General features: G+C 63.8%; 18 protein-coding genes and 1 tRNA gene. 5 read left to right on the top strand and 14 right to left on the bottom strand.

Going from position 1 to position 18387, the window contains the following annotated elements; translation table 11 throughout:
• Positions 1 to 49 precede the first annotated feature (49 nt).
• The 9 genes from pafA to FDW81_RS08260 form a co-directional block, all read right to left on the bottom strand.
• Complete coding sequence (gene pafA / locus FDW81_RS08300) at positions 50 to 1414, bottom strand: Pup--protein ligase (protein WP_138133726.1); 1365 nt, start codon at positions 1412 to 1414, stop codon at positions 50 to 52.
• Positions 1415 to 1427: 13 nt separating this feature from the next.
• A complete protein-coding gene (gene prcA / locus FDW81_RS08295) occupies positions 1428 to 2138 on the bottom strand; it encodes a proteasome subunit alpha (protein ID WP_138133725.1) in 711 nt (236 codons plus the stop codon).
• 1 nt (position 2139) lies between these two features.
• Positions 2140 to 2961 (bottom strand): proteasome subunit beta, encoded by an 822-nt coding sequence (gene prcB, locus FDW81_RS08290; RefSeq protein WP_138133724.1) that lies wholly within the window; start codon positions 2959 to 2961, stop codon positions 2140 to 2142.
• An 81-nt stretch (positions 2962 to 3042) separates the two neighbouring features.
• Complete coding sequence (locus tag FDW81_RS08285) at positions 3043 to 3246, bottom strand: ubiquitin-like protein Pup (protein ID WP_138133723.1); 204 nt, start codon at positions 3244 to 3246, stop codon at positions 3043 to 3045.
• Between the two features lie 85 nt (positions 3247 to 3331).
• The gene (gene dop, locus FDW81_RS08280; RefSeq protein WP_138133722.1) at positions 3332 to 5002 is read right to left on the bottom strand and encodes a depupylase/deamidase Dop; all 1671 of its coding nucleotides are present in this window, start codon (positions 5000 to 5002) and stop codon (positions 3332 to 3334) included.
• Positions 4999 to 6750 carry a proteasome ATPase gene (gene arc / locus FDW81_RS08275; protein WP_138133721.1) on the bottom strand — a complete coding sequence of 584 codons (1752 nt, stop codon included), beginning with the start codon at positions 6748 to 6750 and terminating at the stop codon, positions 4999 to 5001. The genes dop and arc overlap by 4 nt, the downstream gene beginning before the upstream one ends.
• 82 nt (positions 6751 to 6832) lie before the next feature.
• Positions 6833 to 7897: a tRNA (adenine-N1)-methyltransferase gene (locus tag FDW81_RS08270; RefSeq protein ID WP_138133720.1), complete on the bottom strand. Its 1065-nt coding sequence runs from the start codon at positions 7895 to 7897 to the stop codon at positions 6833 to 6835.
• A gap of 93 nt (positions 7898 to 7990) precedes the next feature.
• On the bottom strand, positions 7991 to 9151 hold the full coding sequence (locus FDW81_RS08265) for a site-2 protease family protein (RefSeq protein ID WP_138133719.1): 1161 nt from the start codon (positions 9149 to 9151) through the stop codon (positions 7991 to 7993).
• A complete protein-coding gene (locus FDW81_RS08260; RefSeq protein ID WP_138133718.1) occupies positions 9144 to 9887 on the bottom strand; it encodes an HAD family phosphatase in 744 nt (247 codons plus the stop codon). Before FDW81_RS08260 ends, FDW81_RS08265 begins: the two co-directional genes overlap by 8 nt.
• Before the next feature lie 151 nt (positions 9888 to 10038).
• Between FDW81_RS08260 and FDW81_RS08255 the strand changes: the two genes are divergently transcribed.
• Positions 10039 to 10944, top strand: coding sequence for a PAC2 family protein (locus FDW81_RS08255; protein ID WP_138133717.1), 906 nt, complete (start codon positions 10039 to 10041; stop codon positions 10942 to 10944).
• A 7-nt stretch (positions 10945 to 10951) separates the two neighbouring features.
• Here FDW81_RS08255 and mshC read toward each other — a convergent pair whose 3' ends face one another.
• Positions 10952 to 12229: a cysteine--1-D-myo-inosityl 2-amino-2-deoxy-alpha-D-glucopyranoside ligase gene (gene mshC, locus FDW81_RS08250; RefSeq protein ID WP_138133716.1), complete on the bottom strand. Its 1278-nt coding sequence runs from the start codon at positions 12227 to 12229 to the stop codon at positions 10952 to 10954.
• 15 nt (positions 12230 to 12244) lie between these two features.
• Positions 12245 to 13078, bottom strand: a complete 834-nt coding sequence (locus tag FDW81_RS08245; protein ID WP_138133715.1) for an undecaprenyl-diphosphate phosphatase — start codon at positions 13076 to 13078, stop codon at positions 12245 to 12247.
• 52 nt (positions 13079 to 13130) lie between these two features.
• Between FDW81_RS08245 and FDW81_RS08240 the strand changes: the two genes are divergently transcribed.
• Complete coding sequence (locus FDW81_RS08240; protein WP_138133714.1) at positions 13131 to 14063, top strand: aldo/keto reductase; 933 nt, start codon at positions 13131 to 13133, stop codon at positions 14061 to 14063.
• Positions 14064 to 14082: 19 nt separating this feature from the next.
• On the opposite strand, the gene FDW81_RS08235 is transcribed toward FDW81_RS08240, so the two are convergent.
• Positions 14083 to 14349, bottom strand: coding sequence for a hypothetical protein (locus FDW81_RS08235; protein ID WP_138133713.1), 267 nt, complete (start codon positions 14347 to 14349; stop codon positions 14083 to 14085).
• Positions 14350 to 14388: 39 nt separating this feature from the next.
• Here FDW81_RS08235 and FDW81_RS08230 point away from each other — a divergent pair, with 39 nt between their 5' ends.
• A complete protein-coding gene (locus FDW81_RS08230; protein WP_138133712.1) occupies positions 14389 to 14622 on the top strand; it encodes a DUF5703 family protein in 234 nt (77 codons plus the stop codon).
• A gap of 21 nt (positions 14623 to 14643) precedes the next feature.
• Here FDW81_RS08230 and FDW81_RS08225 read toward each other — a convergent pair whose 3' ends face one another.
• Together FDW81_RS08225 and FDW81_RS08220 are read right to left on the bottom strand one after the other, a co-directional pair.
• On the bottom strand, positions 14644 to 15804 hold the full coding sequence (locus FDW81_RS08225; protein ID WP_138133711.1) for an acyl-CoA dehydrogenase family protein: 1161 nt from the start codon (positions 15802 to 15804) through the stop codon (positions 14644 to 14646).
• A gap of 12 nt (positions 15805 to 15816) precedes the next feature.
• Positions 15817 to 17121 carry a M20/M25/M40 family metallo-hydrolase gene (locus FDW81_RS08220; RefSeq protein ID WP_138133710.1) on the bottom strand — a complete coding sequence of 435 codons (1305 nt, stop codon included), beginning with the start codon at positions 17119 to 17121 and terminating at the stop codon, positions 15817 to 15819.
• Positions 17122 to 17291: 170 nt separating this feature from the next.
• Here FDW81_RS08220 and FDW81_RS08215 point away from each other — a divergent pair.
• A tRNA-Leu gene (locus tag FDW81_RS08215) sits at positions 17292 to 17374 on the top strand.
• 202 nt (positions 17375 to 17576) lie between these two features.
• Positions 17577 to 18387, top strand: an 811-nt coding sequence (locus FDW81_RS08210) for a tyrosine-type recombinase/integrase (RefSeq protein ID WP_138133709.1), incomplete at its 3' end; no start/stop codon positions are given.

The following is an 18387-nucleotide window of genomic DNA, read 5'->3' as shown; positions in this document are numbered from 1 at the left end:
GGCAGGCCGGGATAGGGGCCTTATCCAGAATAGACCCTGAAGCTGGGTGTTAGCCCATAGAGTCCAGGAGCGCATCCACCCGCTCATCGACACTGCGGAAGGGATCCTTGCACAGGATTGTCTGGTGCGCCCTGTCGTTCAGCTTGAGGTGGACCCAGTCAACGGTGTAGTCCCGGCCCAGCTCCTGGGCCCGGCGCACGAAGTCGCCGCGGAGTTTGGCGCGGGTGGTCTGGGGCGGGACGTCAACGGCGTCCTTGATGACTGTGTCCTCCACGATTCGCCGCACCGCACCCCGTGATTGGAGCAGGTAAAACAAGCCGCGGCCGCGGGAGATGTCATGGTAGGTGAGGTCCAGCTGGGCAATCCGGGCATGGTCCAGGCCAAGTCCGTGGCGTTCACGGTAATTGTCCATGAGTTTCTTCTTGATGGCCCAGTCGATCTCGGTGTCGATGCCCCTGAAGTCGCCGGTTTCGATCGCCTTGAGGGTGCGCTCCCAAAGATCGAGGATCAGCGGCACGTGCGGGTTGTGGGCTCCGTGCTCCTTGACGAAAGCCGTCACTTTCGTCAAGTACTCCTGCTGGATTTCGAGGGCAGTGAGCTGGCGCCCGTTGGCCAGGCGGACCAACGCCCGCCCGGTGAGGTCATGGGAGATTTCACGGATGCTGCGGATGGGGTTTTCCATCCTCATGTCCCGCATGATCACACCTGCTTCAATCATGCGCAGGACGAGGTCAACAGTGCCGATTTTCATGAGGGCAGTGGCCTCAGACATGTTCGAGTCACCCACAATGACATGGAGGCGGCGATAGAATTCGGCATCCGCATGGGGCTCATCGCGGGTGTTGATGATGGGCCGCGAACGGGTGGTGGCGGAGGAAACCCCTTCCCAAATGTGGTCAGCCCGCTGGGAAAAGGCGTAGGTGGCCCCATGGGGAGTCTTGAGGATCTTGCCCGCACCGGCGATCAGCTGGCGGGTGACCAGGAACGGGATCAGGATCTCCGCAAGTCGGGAAAATTCGCCGCGCCGGGGAATGAGGTAGTTCTCGTGGCTGCCGTACGAGTTTCCGGCCGAATCGGTGTTGTTCTTGAACAGGTAGACGGTGCCGTTGAAGCCTTCTGCCGCGAGCCGGGCCTGCGCTTCGTCCACAAGGTCGTCCAGGATCAGCTCCCCCGCGCGGTCGTGGGCGATGAGCTGTGCCAGGTCATCGCACTCAGCCGTCGCGTATTCCGGGTGGGACCCGACATCTAGGTAGAGCCGTGATCCGTTGGTTAGGAAGACGTTGGATGAGCGCCCCCAGCTGACCACTTTGCGGAAGAGGTACCGGGCCACCTCCTCGGGAGCAAGAGGCCTTGAATCGGGGCTCGAATACGAGATCCCGAACTCGGTTTCGATTCCGAAGATTCTCTTGTCCATCTGTACTGTCCTCCTAGGCCAGCAGTGCAGTGATTTCCGCGTCGTTGAGCCGGCGGAAGGCCCGCCTGGATCCGCGGGTGGCCTCCGAATCGCGGTCAAGAACTGCCACTTCCAGGGCACCCGGGGGCAGTGTCTTCGGCTGTTCGTCCGCCTCTGCCGGCGGGACCAGGCCTGACACGGCAAGGCGCACGGCTTCTGCGAGGCTCAGCGAACTGCGCCAGCCCTGCCCAATGACTGAGGAGACCTTGTCCGCCTGGCCGCCCATGACAACGAAGGAGTGCTCGTCTGCGATGGAGCCGTCAAAGGTCAGCCGGTACAGGTGGTCCTCACCCTGGGTGGGGCCCACTTCAGCGACCGCCAGTTCCACCTCGAACGGCTTCTGTTCAGCCGTGAACACGGCTCCCAGGCTCTGCGCATACACGCTTGCGAGGCCCCTGGCAGTCACATCCTCGCGGTCGTAGGAGTAACCGCGTACGTCTGCGTACCGGACCCCCGCCTGGCGAAGGCTTTCAAACTCGTTGTACTTCCCGACGGCGGCGAACGCGATTTTGTCGTAGATCTCGCCGACTTTGTGGAGGGAAGGTGAAGGATTTTCGGCTACGAGGGCGATGCCGTCCTGGCAGCTGATGACGACGACGGACCGACCCCTGGCTATGCCCTTCCGCGCGAAGTCCGCGCGGTCCTTCATCAGCTGCTCGGGCGATACATAGAATTGCTGCGTCATATCAGGCCTCCCGTCCAGCGATGGTACGGGCTTCTATGACGTTCCTCGATACAGCTGCCAGTTCGTTCTCGGGCACCCGCCGCGCACCGGAACTGTCCACTGTGTAGATGATGGGCCAGAGCTTGCGGACGGTATCGGGACCGCCGGTTGCTGAATCGTCGTCGGCGGCATCGTAAAGGGATTCCACTGCCACGGCGGTGGCCTCGGCGGCGGTGAGGTTGGGCCGCCAGAGTTTTTTCAGGGCACCGCGGGCAAAGACTGATCCGGAACCGACCGTGTGGTGTTCATGCTCCTCGTACCGGCCGCCGGTGACATCGTAGGAAAAGAGCCGGCCCACACCTGCGCTGGTGTCAAAACCGGCGAAGAGCGGCACCACGGCCAGGCCCTGCAGTGCCAGCGGGAGGTTTCCCCTGATCATGGCGCCCAGCCGGTTGGCCTTGCCTTCAAGGCTGAGGAGCGTGCCCTCAATTTTTTCGTAGTGCTCCAGTTCAACCTGGAACAACCGGGTCAGGTCGATGGCTATGCCGGCAGTCCCCGCAATTCCCAGAACCGAGTAACGGTCAGCGGGGAAGACTTTCTCGATGTGCCGGCTGGCTATGACGTTGCCCATGGTCGCGCGCCTGTCCCCTGCCATCAGCACACCGCCGTCGTAGGCCATGGCAACGATGGTGGTGGCATGCGGAACCTGCAATGGGGCGGTGGGTGACGCGCCTGCCTGAAGGGACCGGTTGTAGGGCAGAAGCTCGGGCCGGTCCCGTTGCAGGTGTTCCGTAAAGGACGAGGTGGCGTTGGCGGCTACCTGGTTGGCGGTTGATTCCAGCACTCATGCACTCCTTGAACGTAGTTCTTCACCGTCGGTACAGATTCCGGCCGACCGCGGCTTCCGCCACCCACCGGGTCCGGGTTACTGACCGCCCTTTTGGACGAACGCCCGGACGAACTCTTCGGCGTTGGATTCGAGGACGCCGTCGATCTCGTCGAGGAGATCGTCTACGCCTTCCGTTGATGCTGAAGCCTGCGCCTCAGGCGGTGCGGGCGGCGCCTCGGGAATGTCTTCGTCGACCTGGCTGTCCCGCGATTGCGGATGCTGCTGTTCCTGGCCTGCCATTGGTACCCCTCCTTATATCCGTCATCGGATCCGGCGGATCCTCCGATATGCCCATCCTGCCACGGTATGGGCTTCCCGGGGCGGTTTACGCCGCAGGCGGAGCGTTATGTCCCAGAAGCTCCGCAAGGAACGGGCCCGCCTCCCGGTAGCGTTCAAACAACGCTCCGGTCAGGGCTTTCGTTCCCCGTAGCGGTTCCCTGGTGGGCACCCGCTGAAGCCGCCCGTATCCGGGAACGTCGAAGATGACAGAGTCCCAACTGGCACCCACCACGTCCTTGCCGAAGCTGCTGATGCACTTGCCCCGGAAGAAGGCACGGGTATCTGAGGGAGGTTCTGAGACGGCCGAGGCAATGGCCGCGTCCTCGAGGATTCTTTGCATCCGGTTCCTCGCCAGGAGCCGGTAATAAAGCCCCTTTTCGGGCCTGATGTCGGCCCACTGCAGGTCGACGAGTCCCATCCTGGCGTCGTTCCATTCAAGCCCGTCACGCTCGCGGTACCCCTCGAGCAGTGACAGTTTGGCGAGCCATTCGACAGAGGAGGCAGCGGCTTTGCGGTCATTGTCCAGTTGGGTAAGGACGGTGGCCCAGTGTTCAAGGACCGCGTGCGTGTGCCCGTCGCCGTCCAAGGCATCCCCTACGCCGGTGTCCTGTGCCAGTTTGGCAGCGGCCTCGTGATACATCCACTGGAGGTCGAGGGCGGTGACCCGCCGTCCGTCCATCAGGCGGAGCGTGGCGGTAAGGGAGGTGTCGTGGCTAACAGCCTGGAGTGCGGCCACCGGTTCGTAAACTTCTACTCTCGGGGCAAGCCCGGCCTCAATGAGGCTGAGCACCATGGCGGTCGTTCCGAACTTCAGGTAGTTGGACACCTGGCTGAGGTTGGCGTCCCCGATGATCACATGCAGCCGCCGGTACTTGTCAGCGGTAGCATGCGGCTCGTCCCTCGTGTTGATGATCGGCCGGCGGATGGTGGTTTCCAGCCCGACTTCGGCTTCGAAGAAGTCGGCCCGCTGGCTGATCTGGTACCCCGGGGTGGAGCTGTCCTGCCCGATCCCCACCCGGCCGGTGCCGCACATGATCTGGCGGGTGACGAAGAAAGGCGTCAGGCCCCGCACGATGTCGCCAAAGGGGACGGACCGTGGCATGAGGTAGTTCTCATGGGAGCCGTAGGACACGGACTTGTTGTCCGTGTTGTTCTTGTACAAATTGACGGGCGGCAGGTCCGGATCGGCTGCCAGCCGGCGCACGGTGGCCAGCGCTACGAGGTCTCCCGCAGCGTCCCACCTGACCGCGTCACGGGGGTTGGTGACCTCCGGGCTGGAGTATTCGGGATGGGCGTGGTCCACGTAGAGCCGCGCTCCGTTGCCCAGGACCATGTTCATCAGGAGGGTGCCGGACTCGTCCTGCCCGTCAAGCTCGAGCTCCTCCCGTCCGTAGGCGAGGGCCACCGCTTCCGCATCGAGAACCGGCGGCTGGTCGGTCAGCTGGCTGGGATGGGCGGTGGCACGGTCCACCGTCCAGCCGCGGGCGTCGTGCAGCGGTTCCTCGTCTGTATAGTCCCAGCGGGTCTCCGCTCCTCCGGCGGCGCGCTGCCGGGTTACCTGCGCGTAGGCCTGCACCACCCTGGCACTCATCATGGTGGCGTTGGCGGAGGGCGCGGACGGGGCATGGATGCCATATTCCGTTTCCGCACCCATAACGCGCATGGCCCCGCCGGCGGGCAGTCCTCCCCCGCCGGCAGGTTCCGAAGCAGCCGTCATAGATACTGCCCCGTGGCCGGCATGGTTTCGATGGACTTGCCGGGCTCCTGGCCGGCCTTGCCCTGGACGATGGTCCGGATATAGGTGATGCGTTCGCCCTTCTTGCCCGAGATCCGCGCCCAGTCATCCGGATTGGTGGTGTTGGGCATGTCCTCGTGCTCGCGGAACTCATCCACCACGGCGCGGAGCAGATGCTCGATCCGCAGCCCCTTGTGGTGCGTGGTCAGGAGGTCCTTGATGGCGTATTTCTTGGCCCGGTCTACGACGTTTTGTACCACCGCTCCGGAGTTGAAGTCCTTAAAGTAGAGCATCTCCGTGTCGCCGTTGGCGTACGTAACCTCCAGGAACTCGTTGGACTTGTCCGTTGAGTACATGGCCTCCACCGTCCGCTGGACCATGGCGTCGACGGTTGCCTGGACATCTCCGTTGTGCTCGGCGAGGTCAGATTCATGGAAGGGAAGGTCAGTGGTGATGTACTTGTTGAAGATGTCGGCGGCGGCCTCGGCGTCCGGACGGTGGATCTTGACCTTGACGTCCAGGCGGCCGGGCCGGAGGATGGCGGGATCGATCATGTCCTCGCGGTTCGACGCGCCAATCACGATCACGTTGTCCAGTCGCTCCACGCCGTCGATCTCGCTTAGCAGCTGGGGCACGATGGTTGTTTCGACGTCGGACGAGATGCCGGTGCCGCGGGTGCGGAACAGCGAGTCCATTTCGTCAAAGAACACCACCACGGGGCTGCCGTCGGACGCCTTTTCGCGAGCCCTGGAGAAGATCAGCCGGATATGGCGCTCGGTTTCACCGACATACTTGTCCAGGAGTTCCGGGCCCTTGATGTTCAGGAAGTAGCTCTTTAGGTCCACGTTGCCGGACCGCTCTGCTGCGCGGGCCGCGAGGGAATTGGCCACTGCCTTGGCAATGAGGGTCTTTCCGCAGCCCGGCGGGCCGTAAAGCAGGATGCCCTTGGGGGCCTTCAGCCCGTGTTCGCGGTAGAGGTCAGGGTGCAGGAACGGCAGCTCGACGGCATCACGGATCTGCTCGATCTGCGGTCCGAGGCCGCCGATGTCCTCGTAGGTGATGTCCGGAACTTCCTCCAGCACCAGGTTTTCCACCTCGGAGCGGGGGACTTTTTCGAGGGCATAGCCCGTCCTCGAGTCAACGGACAGGGCATCGCCCACGCGCAGCTTCTCAGCCATGAGCGCACCGGAGAGCCGGACGACGCGTTCTTCGTCCGCACGCCCCACCACAAGGGCACGATCGGCTCCGAGCATCTCCTTCAGCGTGGCCAGCTCACCTGCGCGCTCGTACCCCAGGCCGGCAACGATGAGGAGCGCCTCGTTCAGGAGGACCTCCTGGCCCACCGCCAACTGGTTGATGTTCACCAGCGGGCTGATGCCCACGCGCATCTTGCGGCCGGCGTTGAAGATGTCCACGGACTCTTCCGTGGCTGCCTGCCCGCTGCTGCCCGGCGCGGGCTGCCGCCTGGGATTCAGTTGGAGGATGGTGCCGAAGCTGTACGGCGGCTGGCCTTCCTGGTCCAAGGCATTCTTCAGCCGAAGGATCTCGGCCTTCGCGGTCTCAAGCATGCTGACCAGTTTTGCGTTGTTCTGCGTCGCCGCAGCCAACTGGCGGTCAATGTGCCTGAGCTTGTCCCGGAGGATGTTGACCTGGCGGTCGGCAACCGAGAGGTCATTTGCGGCAGACTGCTCTGCCGGTGTACGTCCGGAGTCCTGGTTTGGTGTCTCCATGATGTATCAGCCCCTTCCTGCGCTTCTATTAAGACATTAGCCCCAAGATGGCAGGTAGGGAGGGAGACTCCCGAAATGTGGACTAGTTCGTAACCTCGGGATCGTCCTTGACGTTGGTACCGGCGATGGCGTCCCGCGCGGCACGCCGGAGTTTCTTATCCGAAACCTGCCGCTCCCCCACGGCCCCGGGCGTCCAGGCGTTGACGTCGCTTTCGTTAAAGTCCGTCTTGGACGGGCGGCGCTTCACGGAAATGCCGGTAACGCCGTCGGCCAGCCGCCGGGTGACCAGCAGGAACCCGGTGTGCGCCACCATCCGGTGGTCCGGCCGGACTGCCAGTCCCTCAAGGTGCCAGCCGCGGACCAGCGATTCCCAGGCGTCGGGCTCTGTGAAGCGGCCGTCAGCCCGGATTGCTTCGGCAGTGCGGGAAAGCTGGGTGACGGTGGCGACGTAGTTGATCCAGACACCCCCGGGTGCCAAGACAGTGGCCACGGCGTCAAGGCATTCCCAGGGCGCGAGCATGTCCAGGACCACCCGGTCCACGGAGCCTGGCGCCTCCGTGCGGACAACTTCTTCCTGGAAGTCGCCCAGCGTGATCTGCCAGGCGGGGTGCGGTCCGCCGAAAATGGTTTCAACGTTGCCGCGGGCGATGTCGGCGAATTCCTCACGGCGTTCGAAGGAGTGCAGGTACCCGTTGTCGCCCACTGCCCTGAGCAGGGAAATGGACAGGGCGCCCGAGCCCACACCTGCTTCCACCACCCGTGCACCCGGGAAGATATCTGCCATCGTGACGATCTGGCCGGCGTCCTTGGGATACACCACTGCTGCGCCGCGCGGCATGGAGAGTACAAAGTCGGAGAGGAGGGGACGCAGGGTCTGGTACTGCTGGCCAACGTTGTTCACCACCACAGAGCCGTCCACCTTGCCGATGATGTCGTCGTGGTTCAGAAAGCCCCGGTGCGTATGGAAGGCACCGCCGCTTTCGAGGGTAATGGTGTTCATACGGCCGCGCTCGTCGGTCAGCTGGACACGTTCGCCTTCCCGGAAGGGGCCACGGCGGCGCGCCGCACCCACCGGCTGCGAGCCGCCGGCGGCAGCACCGGTGGGGCCGGCTGCTGGGGCTTCGTTGACGGCAGTTTCGCTGCTCATGACTTTCCTCGCTCCTGTAAAACTGTGGCGCCTGAATGTCCTGTTACAAACATTGTGGCTTCTGCGGCGGCAATGCACGGCCGGCAGGTAACTCTACCGGTTTTGGCCTTGCCGGCGTGTATCGGGCCGCCGGGCTTTGCCGGTGATGGCGGCCAGCACTGCGTCCTGGGAGAGCAGGCCCGTCACCTTGCCGTTGTGGTCCACCACCGCGTAGTGCCGCCCTTCGAGCTGCGACAGGAACTGGATCAGCTCCTGCCCCTTCGACCATTCGGGGACATACGCCCCGGGCGCCAACGCATAGGAAACCGCCGTGATGGGTGTCGAGGCCGCAGCGTGGGCAGGGACCGAGGCCAAGGCTGCGGCATCAACAACCGCTTCGGGACGGCCATCGGGCCCGCAGACCACCAGCGAAACAGCACCGCCGTGCCGAAGGGCGTCTTCCACTGTCGCCGTCGCAGGAAGCCCCGCAGCCGGCGTCGAAAGCCCTGCCGCGCTGACAAGGTGAAGCCGCCCCCGGAGGGTGCCCTGTTGGATGGACGCGGAAGCACCCATCCAGAGGAAGCCGCTGACGAGGACTGTAATCATCAGGAGACTGAAATCCGGTGAGTCCCCGGCCAGCAAGGGCCTGAGGATGAACCAGTAGCAGATGCCGACGACGATGATCCGGCCGCCCCAGCCTGCAGCTATGGTTCCTTTGGCCTGGCTGCCGGTTGCCTTCCAGACAACTGACTCAACCAGGCGCCCGCCGTCCAGTGGAAGCCCCGGGAGCACGTTGAAGACCGCAATCAGGAAGTTCGCCCACATGAAGATGTTGGTGAGGATTTCCGCCACGCTGCCCATGCTTACCGAGCTGAGCACCAGCCAGGCACCTCCTGCCAGGGCAAAGTTGGCTGCCGGGCCGGCGAGTGCCACCACAACCGACCGTCCCGGTGACGCCGTGAAGCTCTCGAACTGGGTATGCCCGCCCCACAGGTTGAGCACGATCTTCTGCGTGGGCCAGCCGTAGATCTTGGCCGACAGGGCGTGGGCGAGCTCGTGGACCAGGACGGAAATAAGGAGCAGGACGGCGTAGGCGAAGGCCACGATGTAAGCGCTCATGCCGAGGGCCGGGTTCTGCCGGCCGAGGACCGGCCCGTAAACAATCACAGTGAAGGCGGCGATGATGAACCAGGAGTAGGCAAGAACCACCGGAACGCCGGCGATCCTTCCCAGGGGGATGCCTTCACGCCGGACAGGGGCGCTGGTTTCACTCACCGGCGATCCCGAGCGCCTGCACCGGCGAACCGGTGGTGCTGCCGAGGGCGTTGCCGGCCAGGACCAGGGACTCGAGATCGGTGACGGAGCGGCCGGACAGGGAGTCCCAGAGTGTGTAGCGGTGATCCTCGGGCAGCGGAACGATATGCGGAATGGCCACGGTCGCCACGCCGGACGCCACCGCCGCGGCCACGCCCGGAGCAGAATCTTCCAGCGCAACGCAATGGTGGATGGCCAGGTCCGGGTCGGCAGCCTGGAGCCATTCCAGTGCGGTCAGGTAGGCCTCGGGGTGGGGCTTGCCTTGGGCCACCGTGTCCCCCGTTACCAGGACCTCAAAGTATTGCCGCGGGAGGCTGTCCACCACTTGCCGGGCCAGCGGGCCCTCAGACATGGTGACCAGGGCGCACCGCACGCCGGCAAGGTGGAGCTCTTCCAGGAGCTCGCGGGCACCCGGCCGCCACGGCACCTGGCGCTGTACGCTTGCCACCACGGCCGCGGTAAGCGTGTCGATGATCTGCCGGACTTCCAGGGCCACGCCGGCCTCCTGCAGGAGCCCGGCGGAAAAAGTCAGCGACTGGCCCACCAGCTGCATTGCCTGCTCGTGGGACCAGGTCCCGCCGTGAGCCTCCACCAGCGCATGTTCAGCCGCGATCCAGTACGGTTCCGTGTCAACTATCGTCCCGTCCATGTCCCACAGGACGGCTTTGAGCGGGGAACTGTCGGCTGGCAATCGCATGGCTTCAGTGTACGGGGACTGTCTGTACAGCGGCTGGGGGCTACGCCCTCGGCGAATATCGTGGCCCTTCCTGCTCCGCTCCCTGCCTCCTGGAGGATTTCCGGCGCTTCATTCAATGCACGACGGCGCTCCTTGGACGTAGGGTGAAGAAATGAATAGCTTCGAGGGAGACACCACCGATCCGGGTGCCGGACCCGAACGGGAGCGGTTCCTGCAGCCCGTGGCTGACGGACAGCGCGTGACAGTGATGCTTGCCGCCTTTGAAGGCTGGAACGACGCCGGGGAAGCGGCCAGCGACTCTTTGCGGTACCTGAACAAACTGTGGGGCGGCAAGAAGGTGGCGTCCATTGACGCCGACGAGTACTACGACTTCCAGTTCACCCGCCCCACCGTCCGCCGGAACGCTGCCGGGGAACGGAAGATCAAGTGGCCCTCCACGCGGATCTACAAGGCCAGCGCACCCAACTCGAACGTCGATGTCATCTTCGTGCAGGGCACTGAGCCGTCCTACAAGTGGCGGGCCTACACCGCTGAACTGCTGGTGCATGCCGAGGCCCTTAATGTGGATTACGTTATCCTGGTGGGCGCGCTGCTGGCAGACGTACCGCACAGCAGGCCGATTCCGGTCAGCACGTCTTCGGACGACGCGCCGTTGCGCGAACGCATGAACCTGGAAGCGTCGCAGTATGAGGGGCCCGTTGGAATTGTGGGTGTGCTGTCCGAGGTGGCGCTGCTGGCGGGGATCCCCACCGTCTCCCTCTGGGCTGCCGTTCCGCACTATGTTGCCCAGGCGCCGTCGCCGAAGGCCCAGCTTGCGCTCCTGCACCGGATTGAGGAACTCCTGCAGGTCCCGCTGGACACCCATGAGCTTGCGGAGGAGGCGGACGCCTGGGAGCGGGGCGTGGACGAACTGGCTACCGAGGACCCCGAGATCGCCGCCTACGTCCGGCAGCTTGAGGAAGCGAAGGACACAGCAGATCTTCCCGAGGCCACCGGGGAGTCCATCGCCCGGGAATTTGAGCGTTACCTCAAGCGCCGGGGCCAGGACCGGCCCTGACCGGTGGTTAGAGAACCACGCCCAGCAGGGCGTCCACCGCGTCCGTGACCAGGGCCCCGTCGGACAGACTTGCGGGACCGCCGTAGGCGTTCGCCTGCTCCGCCCAGTGGGAAACGGCGGCGACGGCGGCGGGCGCGTCCAGGTCCGCCGCCAGTGCTGCCCGCATCTCTGCAATCAGGGGGACGGCTGACCCCTCCGGAGCATGCCCCAGTGCCTGGCGCCACTTCGCCAGCGTTGCCTTCGCAGCGTCGAACCCCTCATCCGTCCAGGACCAGTCGGAGCGGTAGTGGTGGGCAAGGATGCCAAGGCGGATGGCCGCAGGGTCCTCCCCTGCTGCACGCAATTTTGACACCAGCACCAGGTTGCCTTTGGACTTGCTCATCTTCTCGCCGTCCAGGCCCACCATGCCCGCGTGGGCGTAGTGTTTGGCCAGCGGAACTCCGGCCAGCGAGTAAGCGTGCCCTGCACCCATCTCGTGGTGCGGGAAGATCAGGTCCGAACCTCCGCCCTGCACGGTGAAGGGCGAGGGCAGGTACTTCCGGGCGATGACCGTGCACTCGATGTGCCACCCAGGGCGGCCAGCTCCCAGGCTGCCGCCGGGCCAGCTCGGCTCCCCTTCACGCTCCACCCGCCACAGCAGCGGGTCCAGGGCCTGCCGCTTTCCGCCGCGGCCGGGGTCGCCGCCGCGTTCCGCGAAAAGCTCAAGCATCTCGCTCTCCGGAAGCCCTGAGATGCATCCAAGCGACCACGCATCCGGTGCGACGGACTGCTTGCCGGCAGCTTCGACGTCGTAATAGACATCCCCGTCCGGCTCGCCGTTGCTGCCCGGGACCCTGTAAGCCAGCCCAAGGCTGACGAGCCGCTCCACCTCGGGAACTATCAGGGCGATGGACTCCACCGCGCCCACGTAGTGGTCCGGCGGCAGGACATTGAGGGCTTCCATGTCCGTCTGGAAGAGCTCGATCTGGCCGGCTGCCAGGTCCTTCCAGTCAACGCCGGTAGCGGTGGCGCGTTCCAGGAGCGGATCGTCCACGTCCGTGACGTTCTGGACGTAGGCAACCTCGTGGCCGGCGTCCCGCCACGCCCTGTTGAGAAGGTCGAAAGCGACATAGCTGGAGGCATGGCCCATATGGGTGGCGTCATACGGCGTTATGCCGCAGACATACATGGACGCGTGGTTCTCGTTTCCAAGGACAACCTCGCGGCGCGCCGCGGTATCGAACAAGCTGATCTCAGGCATGTTTCCGGGCAGGGCGGGAACGGGGCGGGAAGTCCAGGATTTCACACACCAAGCCTAGTGCTAGGCGTTGATGACACCGAAACCGAGGAGCAGGTACAGGGCGAGGCCCAGGAAGATCCGGTACCAGACGAAGAGGCGGTAGCTGCGGGTGGAAACGAACTTCAGGAACCAGCCGATGATGACGTATCCCACCACAAAGGCGATGGCTGTGGCCAGGGCTGTTTCCGGCAGTCCGTAGGGGCCGCTGAGGCCTTCGTTGGTGACGGTCTTATAGAGCTGGTAGAGCCCGCTGCCAAACACAGCAGGGATGGCGAGCAGGAAGGAGTAGCGGGCGGCGGCCTCGCGGGTGTAGCCCATCAGGAGGCCGGCAGTGATGGTGCCGCCGGAGCGCGAAACGCCGGGGATGAGGGCCATGGCCTGTGCAAGGCCGTACAGGATGCCGTGCTTGTAGGTCAGCCGGCTCAGGTCCCGTTCCTGCCTGCCCACTGCATCCGCCACTGCCAGGAAGAGTCCGAACACGATCAGCATGGTTGCCACAAGCCACATGCTGCGCAGCACAGACTCGATCTGGTCCTGGAACAGCAGGCCCAGGACCACAATCGGGAGGCTGCCCAGGATGACAAGCCAGCCCATCCGGACGTCCGGATGCTGCCGTGACACTTTTCCGGCGAGGGACCCGAACCAGGCCTTGACAATGCGGACAATATCGCGCCAAAAAAACACCAGGACCGCAGTCTCGGTGCCCAGCTGGGTGATGGCTGTGAAAGCGGCTCCAGGATCTGCGGCGTTCGGCAGGAACTGCCCCACAATCCGCAAGTGTGCACTTGATGAAATCGGTAGAAATTCGGTCAGTCCCTGCACTAGGCCCAGCAGGGCCGCTTCAAACCAGTTCACGCTAAGACCCTACGGCATGGGCAGTGCCTGTTCTGGCCGTAAGCTTGCTGCTATGCAGCAGCGTTACGTCGGCAACAGTGGATTGCGTGTGTCCGCCCTTTCCCTCGGCACCCGGGGCTGGGCCGGCGAAACCGACGAACAGGACGCCTCGGAACTACTGCGCACTTTCCTGGATGCCGGTGGAAGGCATATTGACACAGCCGCGTCCTACTCGGACGGACGGTCGGAGGCGATGATCGGTTCGCTGCTGGGAGATGTGGTGGCCCGGACAGAGGTATCCATCTCCACTAAGGCAGGAATGACGACGCCGGATGGGCGGCGCGGCGTAGACACCTCGCGTAACGCGATGCTCACCGGACTGGAAGCCAGCCTTGCCAGGCTGGGGACCGACTACATAGACCTTTGGTTTGCGGAGACCTGGGACGGGAACGTGCCGCTGCAGGAAACGCTGTCAGCCCTTGAATATGCTGTCCGGACAGGCAGGGCACGGTACGCCGGCGTGTCCAACTTCACAGGGTGGCAGACGGCCAAGGCGGCCGCCGTAGCGGACTTCCCCCTCGTGGCGGCGCAGGCGGAGTATTCCTTCCTGCAGCGGAAGGCGGAAGCGGAGCTTATCCCCGCCGTGGAGGACGCCGGACTGGGCCTCATGGCCTGGGCGCCCCTGGGCCGTGGCGTTCTGACCGGCAAGTACCGCGGCAGTGTTCCGTCCGGGTCCAGGGCAGCGACCGCGTCTGAAGCCGGTTACGTCGAACCTTATCTTGAGCCCAAACCGTCCAGGACAGTGGAGGCCGTATGCATGGCTGCGAAAGGTTTGGGACGGACCCCACAGGACGTTTCGCTCAGTTGGCTCCTGTCCCAGCACGGGGTGGCCACCGCGATCGTAGGAGCGCGGACCCCGGCCCAGCTCAAGGAACTGCTGGATGCCCAGCTCACACCGCTGCCGCCCGAAATAGCCCGTGCGCTCGAGGACGTCTCAGGAGCCTAGGGTTCTGGCCCGATAGGTCCTATTCCTCGACGATCTCCAGGTCCTCGTCGTCGTCCGCGACGCTTTCTTCGTCCTCTTCATCCTCATCGTCGAAGACCTGCAGCGGGGTTACCTCGTTGTAGGCCTCGTAGAGGGCGTCCTCGTAAACTTCGAAGGCGTCTGCCACTGCAAAAAAAGCTGCCTCCACGGAGGGGTCACCATCTCCGCGGCGGTTGGATGCTGCTATAAGGTGTTCTTCCAAAGCGGTGGTCAGGGACTGAAGCGCGACACGCGGATCGATGCTCATGACTTCACGTTAGCCGGAAAAGGACGAAAATGGAGAGCAATGAAGGAACAATTTCTCACCAGCTCGGTCCAGCGGGAACGGGACTATTTGAGGCAGTACGAGTACCTCGTACTGACGGTGAGCCCCGACGATTCACTGAATGAGGCACGCCGCCGCCTGGTGGAACACTCCGAATACGGCAAGTGGGAGCTGGAGCGCAGCAAGCTGTACGTGGGTGGGGGTCGGCGCTTTTGGCTCCGCCGCCGGGTGCTGCAGGTTCAGCGGACCGTCTGAAAGCACCGCCAAGGGGACTGTTTAGTCCTCCAAGGGTCCCAGCCAGGCGTTGGCCACCGTGTTGTGGGCTGATTCGTCGTCAGACGGGTGGAACATTCCCGCCAGGACATCCCGGTACAGCCGTTCCAGCTCGGATCCCCTGAAATAGCTTGATCCCCCGCTTACCCGGATGGCAAGATCCACCACACGGCGGGCGGTTTCGGTGGCGTTCACCTTGAGTCCAACGAGCTTCGGGAACCACTGCGCGCCATGGTCCACCAGGGCGTCGACGTCGGATGCGACGGATGCCAGCTGGGGGTACAGGTTGTCCATGGCCATGGCGGCGTCGGCGACTTTCCAGCGGATGTCCGGGTCCTGCGAATAGCTGCGTCCGCCGTTTTTGAAGGAAGTGCGGCGCTTGACGGTCTCGACTCCCACGGCCAGCGCGCGTTCCCCAAGGCCGGTGTATACGGCTGCGAGCAGGGTCTCGAAGCAGGCGAAAACCGCGAAGATCAGCGGGTCGCGGTTGGGCCCGGCAGGAAGTTTCCGGAAGATCCTTTCCGCCGGGACACGGGCGCCTTCCAGGACTGTGGTGCCGGATTGGCTGGCGCGCATGCCCAGGGTGTCCCAGTCGTCAAGGATGCGGTAGCCGACCGTATCCCGGGTGATGAAGCCGTGGACCAGTTCGCCGCTGCCGTCCGTGGCGTGCGGGTCCTTGCCGAAGATCCCCAGCCTGGTCCAGGCCGGGGAGAGGCTGGTGAAGATCTTCGTTCCCGTGAAGGAGTAGCCGCCGTCGGGCATCGGCTCGGCGGTGGTTCGGGAATCGAACAGCACGGAGTCGTTTCCCGCTTCTGAGTTGCCGAAGGCGAAAATTTCGCCCGCCGCCGCCTCCTTCAGGACAAAGTCCATTGAGGCGTCCCCCCGCGACTGGAGGACCTGCGCGACGCCGGTCCACACCAGATGCATATTCACGGCCAGTGCAGTGGCCGGCGCGGCCGTTGCGAGCCTTCGCTGGCACTGCGCCGCCGCTTCGAGGCCAAAGCCCAGGCCGCCGTCGTCCGCTGGCACAAAAAGCTTCAGATAACCGGCCTCAACAAGCTCTGACAGGTCCTCGTGGAAGAACGCGTTGTCCCGGTCGTAGCCGGCGGCGCGGATGCGGAACCGCTCTAAGAGGGTATCCGGCAACAACTCTTCGGGCGTCACGTTGCTGGCCTGTCAGTAGTTGGTCAGCAGGGTGTTCAGGACCCGGGCACCAAACTTGAGGGAGTCCGCCGGGACCCGCTCGTCAACCCCGTGGAACATGCCGGTGAAGTCCAGCTCGTCCGGCAGCATGAGGGGCGCGAACCCGTAGCCGGTGATTCCGAGCCGACTGAGCGACTTGTTGTCAGTTCCGCCCGAGAGCGTGTACGGCAGCACCTTGGCGCCCGGGTCCTCCTTATGCAGGGCATCGATCATGGAGTCGACCAGGTTGCCGGCGAACGGGACCTCCAGCGAGACGTCATTGTGGACATAGCTGACCTCTACGCCGTTGCCGGCCAGTTCGCGGACAATTTCCAGGACCTGCTGTTCCTGGCCCGGGAGGGTGCGGCAGTCAACCAGGGCTTCGGCAGACTCGGGGATCACGTTGTGCTTGTAGCCGCCCTTGAGGAGCGTGGGGTTGGTGGTGTTCTGCAGGGTGGCGCCGACGAACCGCGCCACAGTGCCGAGCTGGTTAAGCAGGAGGTCCGGGTTGTCGGCGTCGAACTCCACGCCGGTGAGTTCGGTCACTCCGTCAAGGAACTGCCGGGTGGTGGGGGTGAGTTCGATGGGCCATTTGTATTCGCCGATGCGCGTCACGGCCGCGGCAAGGCGGGTGACGGCGTTGTCCGTGTTGATCTGGGAGCCATGGCCGGCCCTTCCATGGGCCACAAGGCGGAGCCAGGAGATGCCCTTCTCCGCCGTCTGCAGCAGGTAGGTCCGCTGCCCGCCGATGGTGGCCGAAAAGCCACCAACCTCGGAAATGGCCTCAGTGGCGCCTTCGAAGAGTTCGGGGCGGTTGTCCACGGCGTAGCGGGCTCCGAGCGCGCCGCCGGCTTCCTCGTCAGCGAAGAAGGCGAAGATGATGTCGCGCTTGGGCTTTTTGCCGGAGCGGGCGAAGCTGCGCAGGACGGAGAGGATCATGGCGTCCATGTCCTTCATGTCGACGGCGCCGCGGCCCCAGATGAGCCCATCCTTCAGTTCGGCTCCAAACGGGTCCACGGACCACTGGTCCCGAAGGGCGGGGACGACGTCCAGGTGTCCGTGCACGACGAGGGCACTGGCGGAGGGGTCCTCGCCGGCCATGCGCGTGACGACGTTGGCGCGGCCCGGAGCGGATTCAAAGATTTCGGCTTCCAGTCCCACTTCCTCAATCAGCCCGGCCGCATACTCCGCCGCCGCGCGCTCCCCCGGGCCGGAACCGTCGCCATAGTTGGAGGTGTCGATGCGGATGAGTTCCTGGCAGATCCGGACAACTTCATCCTCAGGCAGGACGTCAGGCATTAAGGGCTCCTCAGTGGAAATGGCCGGTTGGCACGCGCTCAATCGTTGCCCTCAGCCTACCCACTTGGCCCGATTCGTTGTTCGCGGAAAGTTCGTGTTAGAGTTTTTCTCGCTGCTTCGGAGAGGGCGCGAAACGCCGGAAGGTGTGAACGACTCCCGAATTACCACCTGCGCGGGTGGCGGAATGGCAGACGCGCTAGCTTGAGGTGCTAGTCCTCGAAAGGGGGTGGGGGTTCAAGTCCCCCTCCGCGCACAAGAAAAACCCCGGGAAACCGGGGTTTTTTTGTGTCTCCAACCATGCGAGGCCTGTTTCCAACCACGTCTGTGTGAATGTACGCCGCCGGTCAGGGGGTTCGGCGCATAGTAATTTGCATGCATGCATCGAGAAGCGGAAACGCAAGAACAGTTCGGTTACGGATTACGTCAGATGGATCGATCCCGACTCCAGGTGTCGGATGACCCAGAAGATGGACTCCAAGGAGAGCGCCGAGCTGTTACTCACTGTGCTCAAAGCTCATGGCTGCGACGTGGATGCGGCTCTCAGGAGTGCGAAGGACCATTTCGGCGGGGTCTATACCGTCACGAGGATGATTGAAGACCACATCGATCTCCTGACCTCCGCCAATGGGTATACAGTGCGGCGCTACAGGGGCAATTTGAGATGCCATATTGCCGACAGTCTCGGCGTCTTGGATGCATCGGCGGTCGAGTATCGTGACATCGTCGGATGGCTAAAGGAGATGCAGAAAAAGGGTCTTTCCTCGAAAACAATCGCGAATGTCAATGGACTTATTTCTGTTGCATTCAATACCTGCATTAGGGAGAAGCGCAGGCCAGACAACCCTTGCAAGGGTGTAGCCCTGCCCAAGAGCAGCGCCACGGAGGAAGTTGCAACTTTCCTTACCGAGCATGAGTGGGGTCTCGTAGTCGCGGAACTCGCCGAACCCTATAAGTCGTTTTTTACTTTCCTAGTTCGACCCGGGCTGAGATTTTCGGAAGCAACGGCGCTTGAGGCCAAGGATTTTGTAACCACATCAACGGGTCAACACGTTGTAAACATTGTTCGAGCGTGGGCCAGGGACGAGAACAACGTCCCCTACATCGGGCCGCCCAAGACCAAACAATCAAAGAGGTCAGTGGCGCTCACCCCATCGACCGTCAATGACATTCGGCCGCTCATTATCGCCGCGGCGAAGGTAGGTGGGCATGTCTTTCTTAACACCGCCGGTAGTCACATCGATCATCGGCGGGCATGGGGCGTCTGGG

The organism is Pseudarthrobacter sp. NamB4 (assembly GCF_005796185.1).
GTDB lineage: Bacteria > Actinomycetota > Actinomycetes > Actinomycetales > Micrococcaceae > Arthrobacter.
Note: the sequence above shows the minus strand (reverse complement) of the source record. Positions and strands in the feature narration are given on the sequence as shown.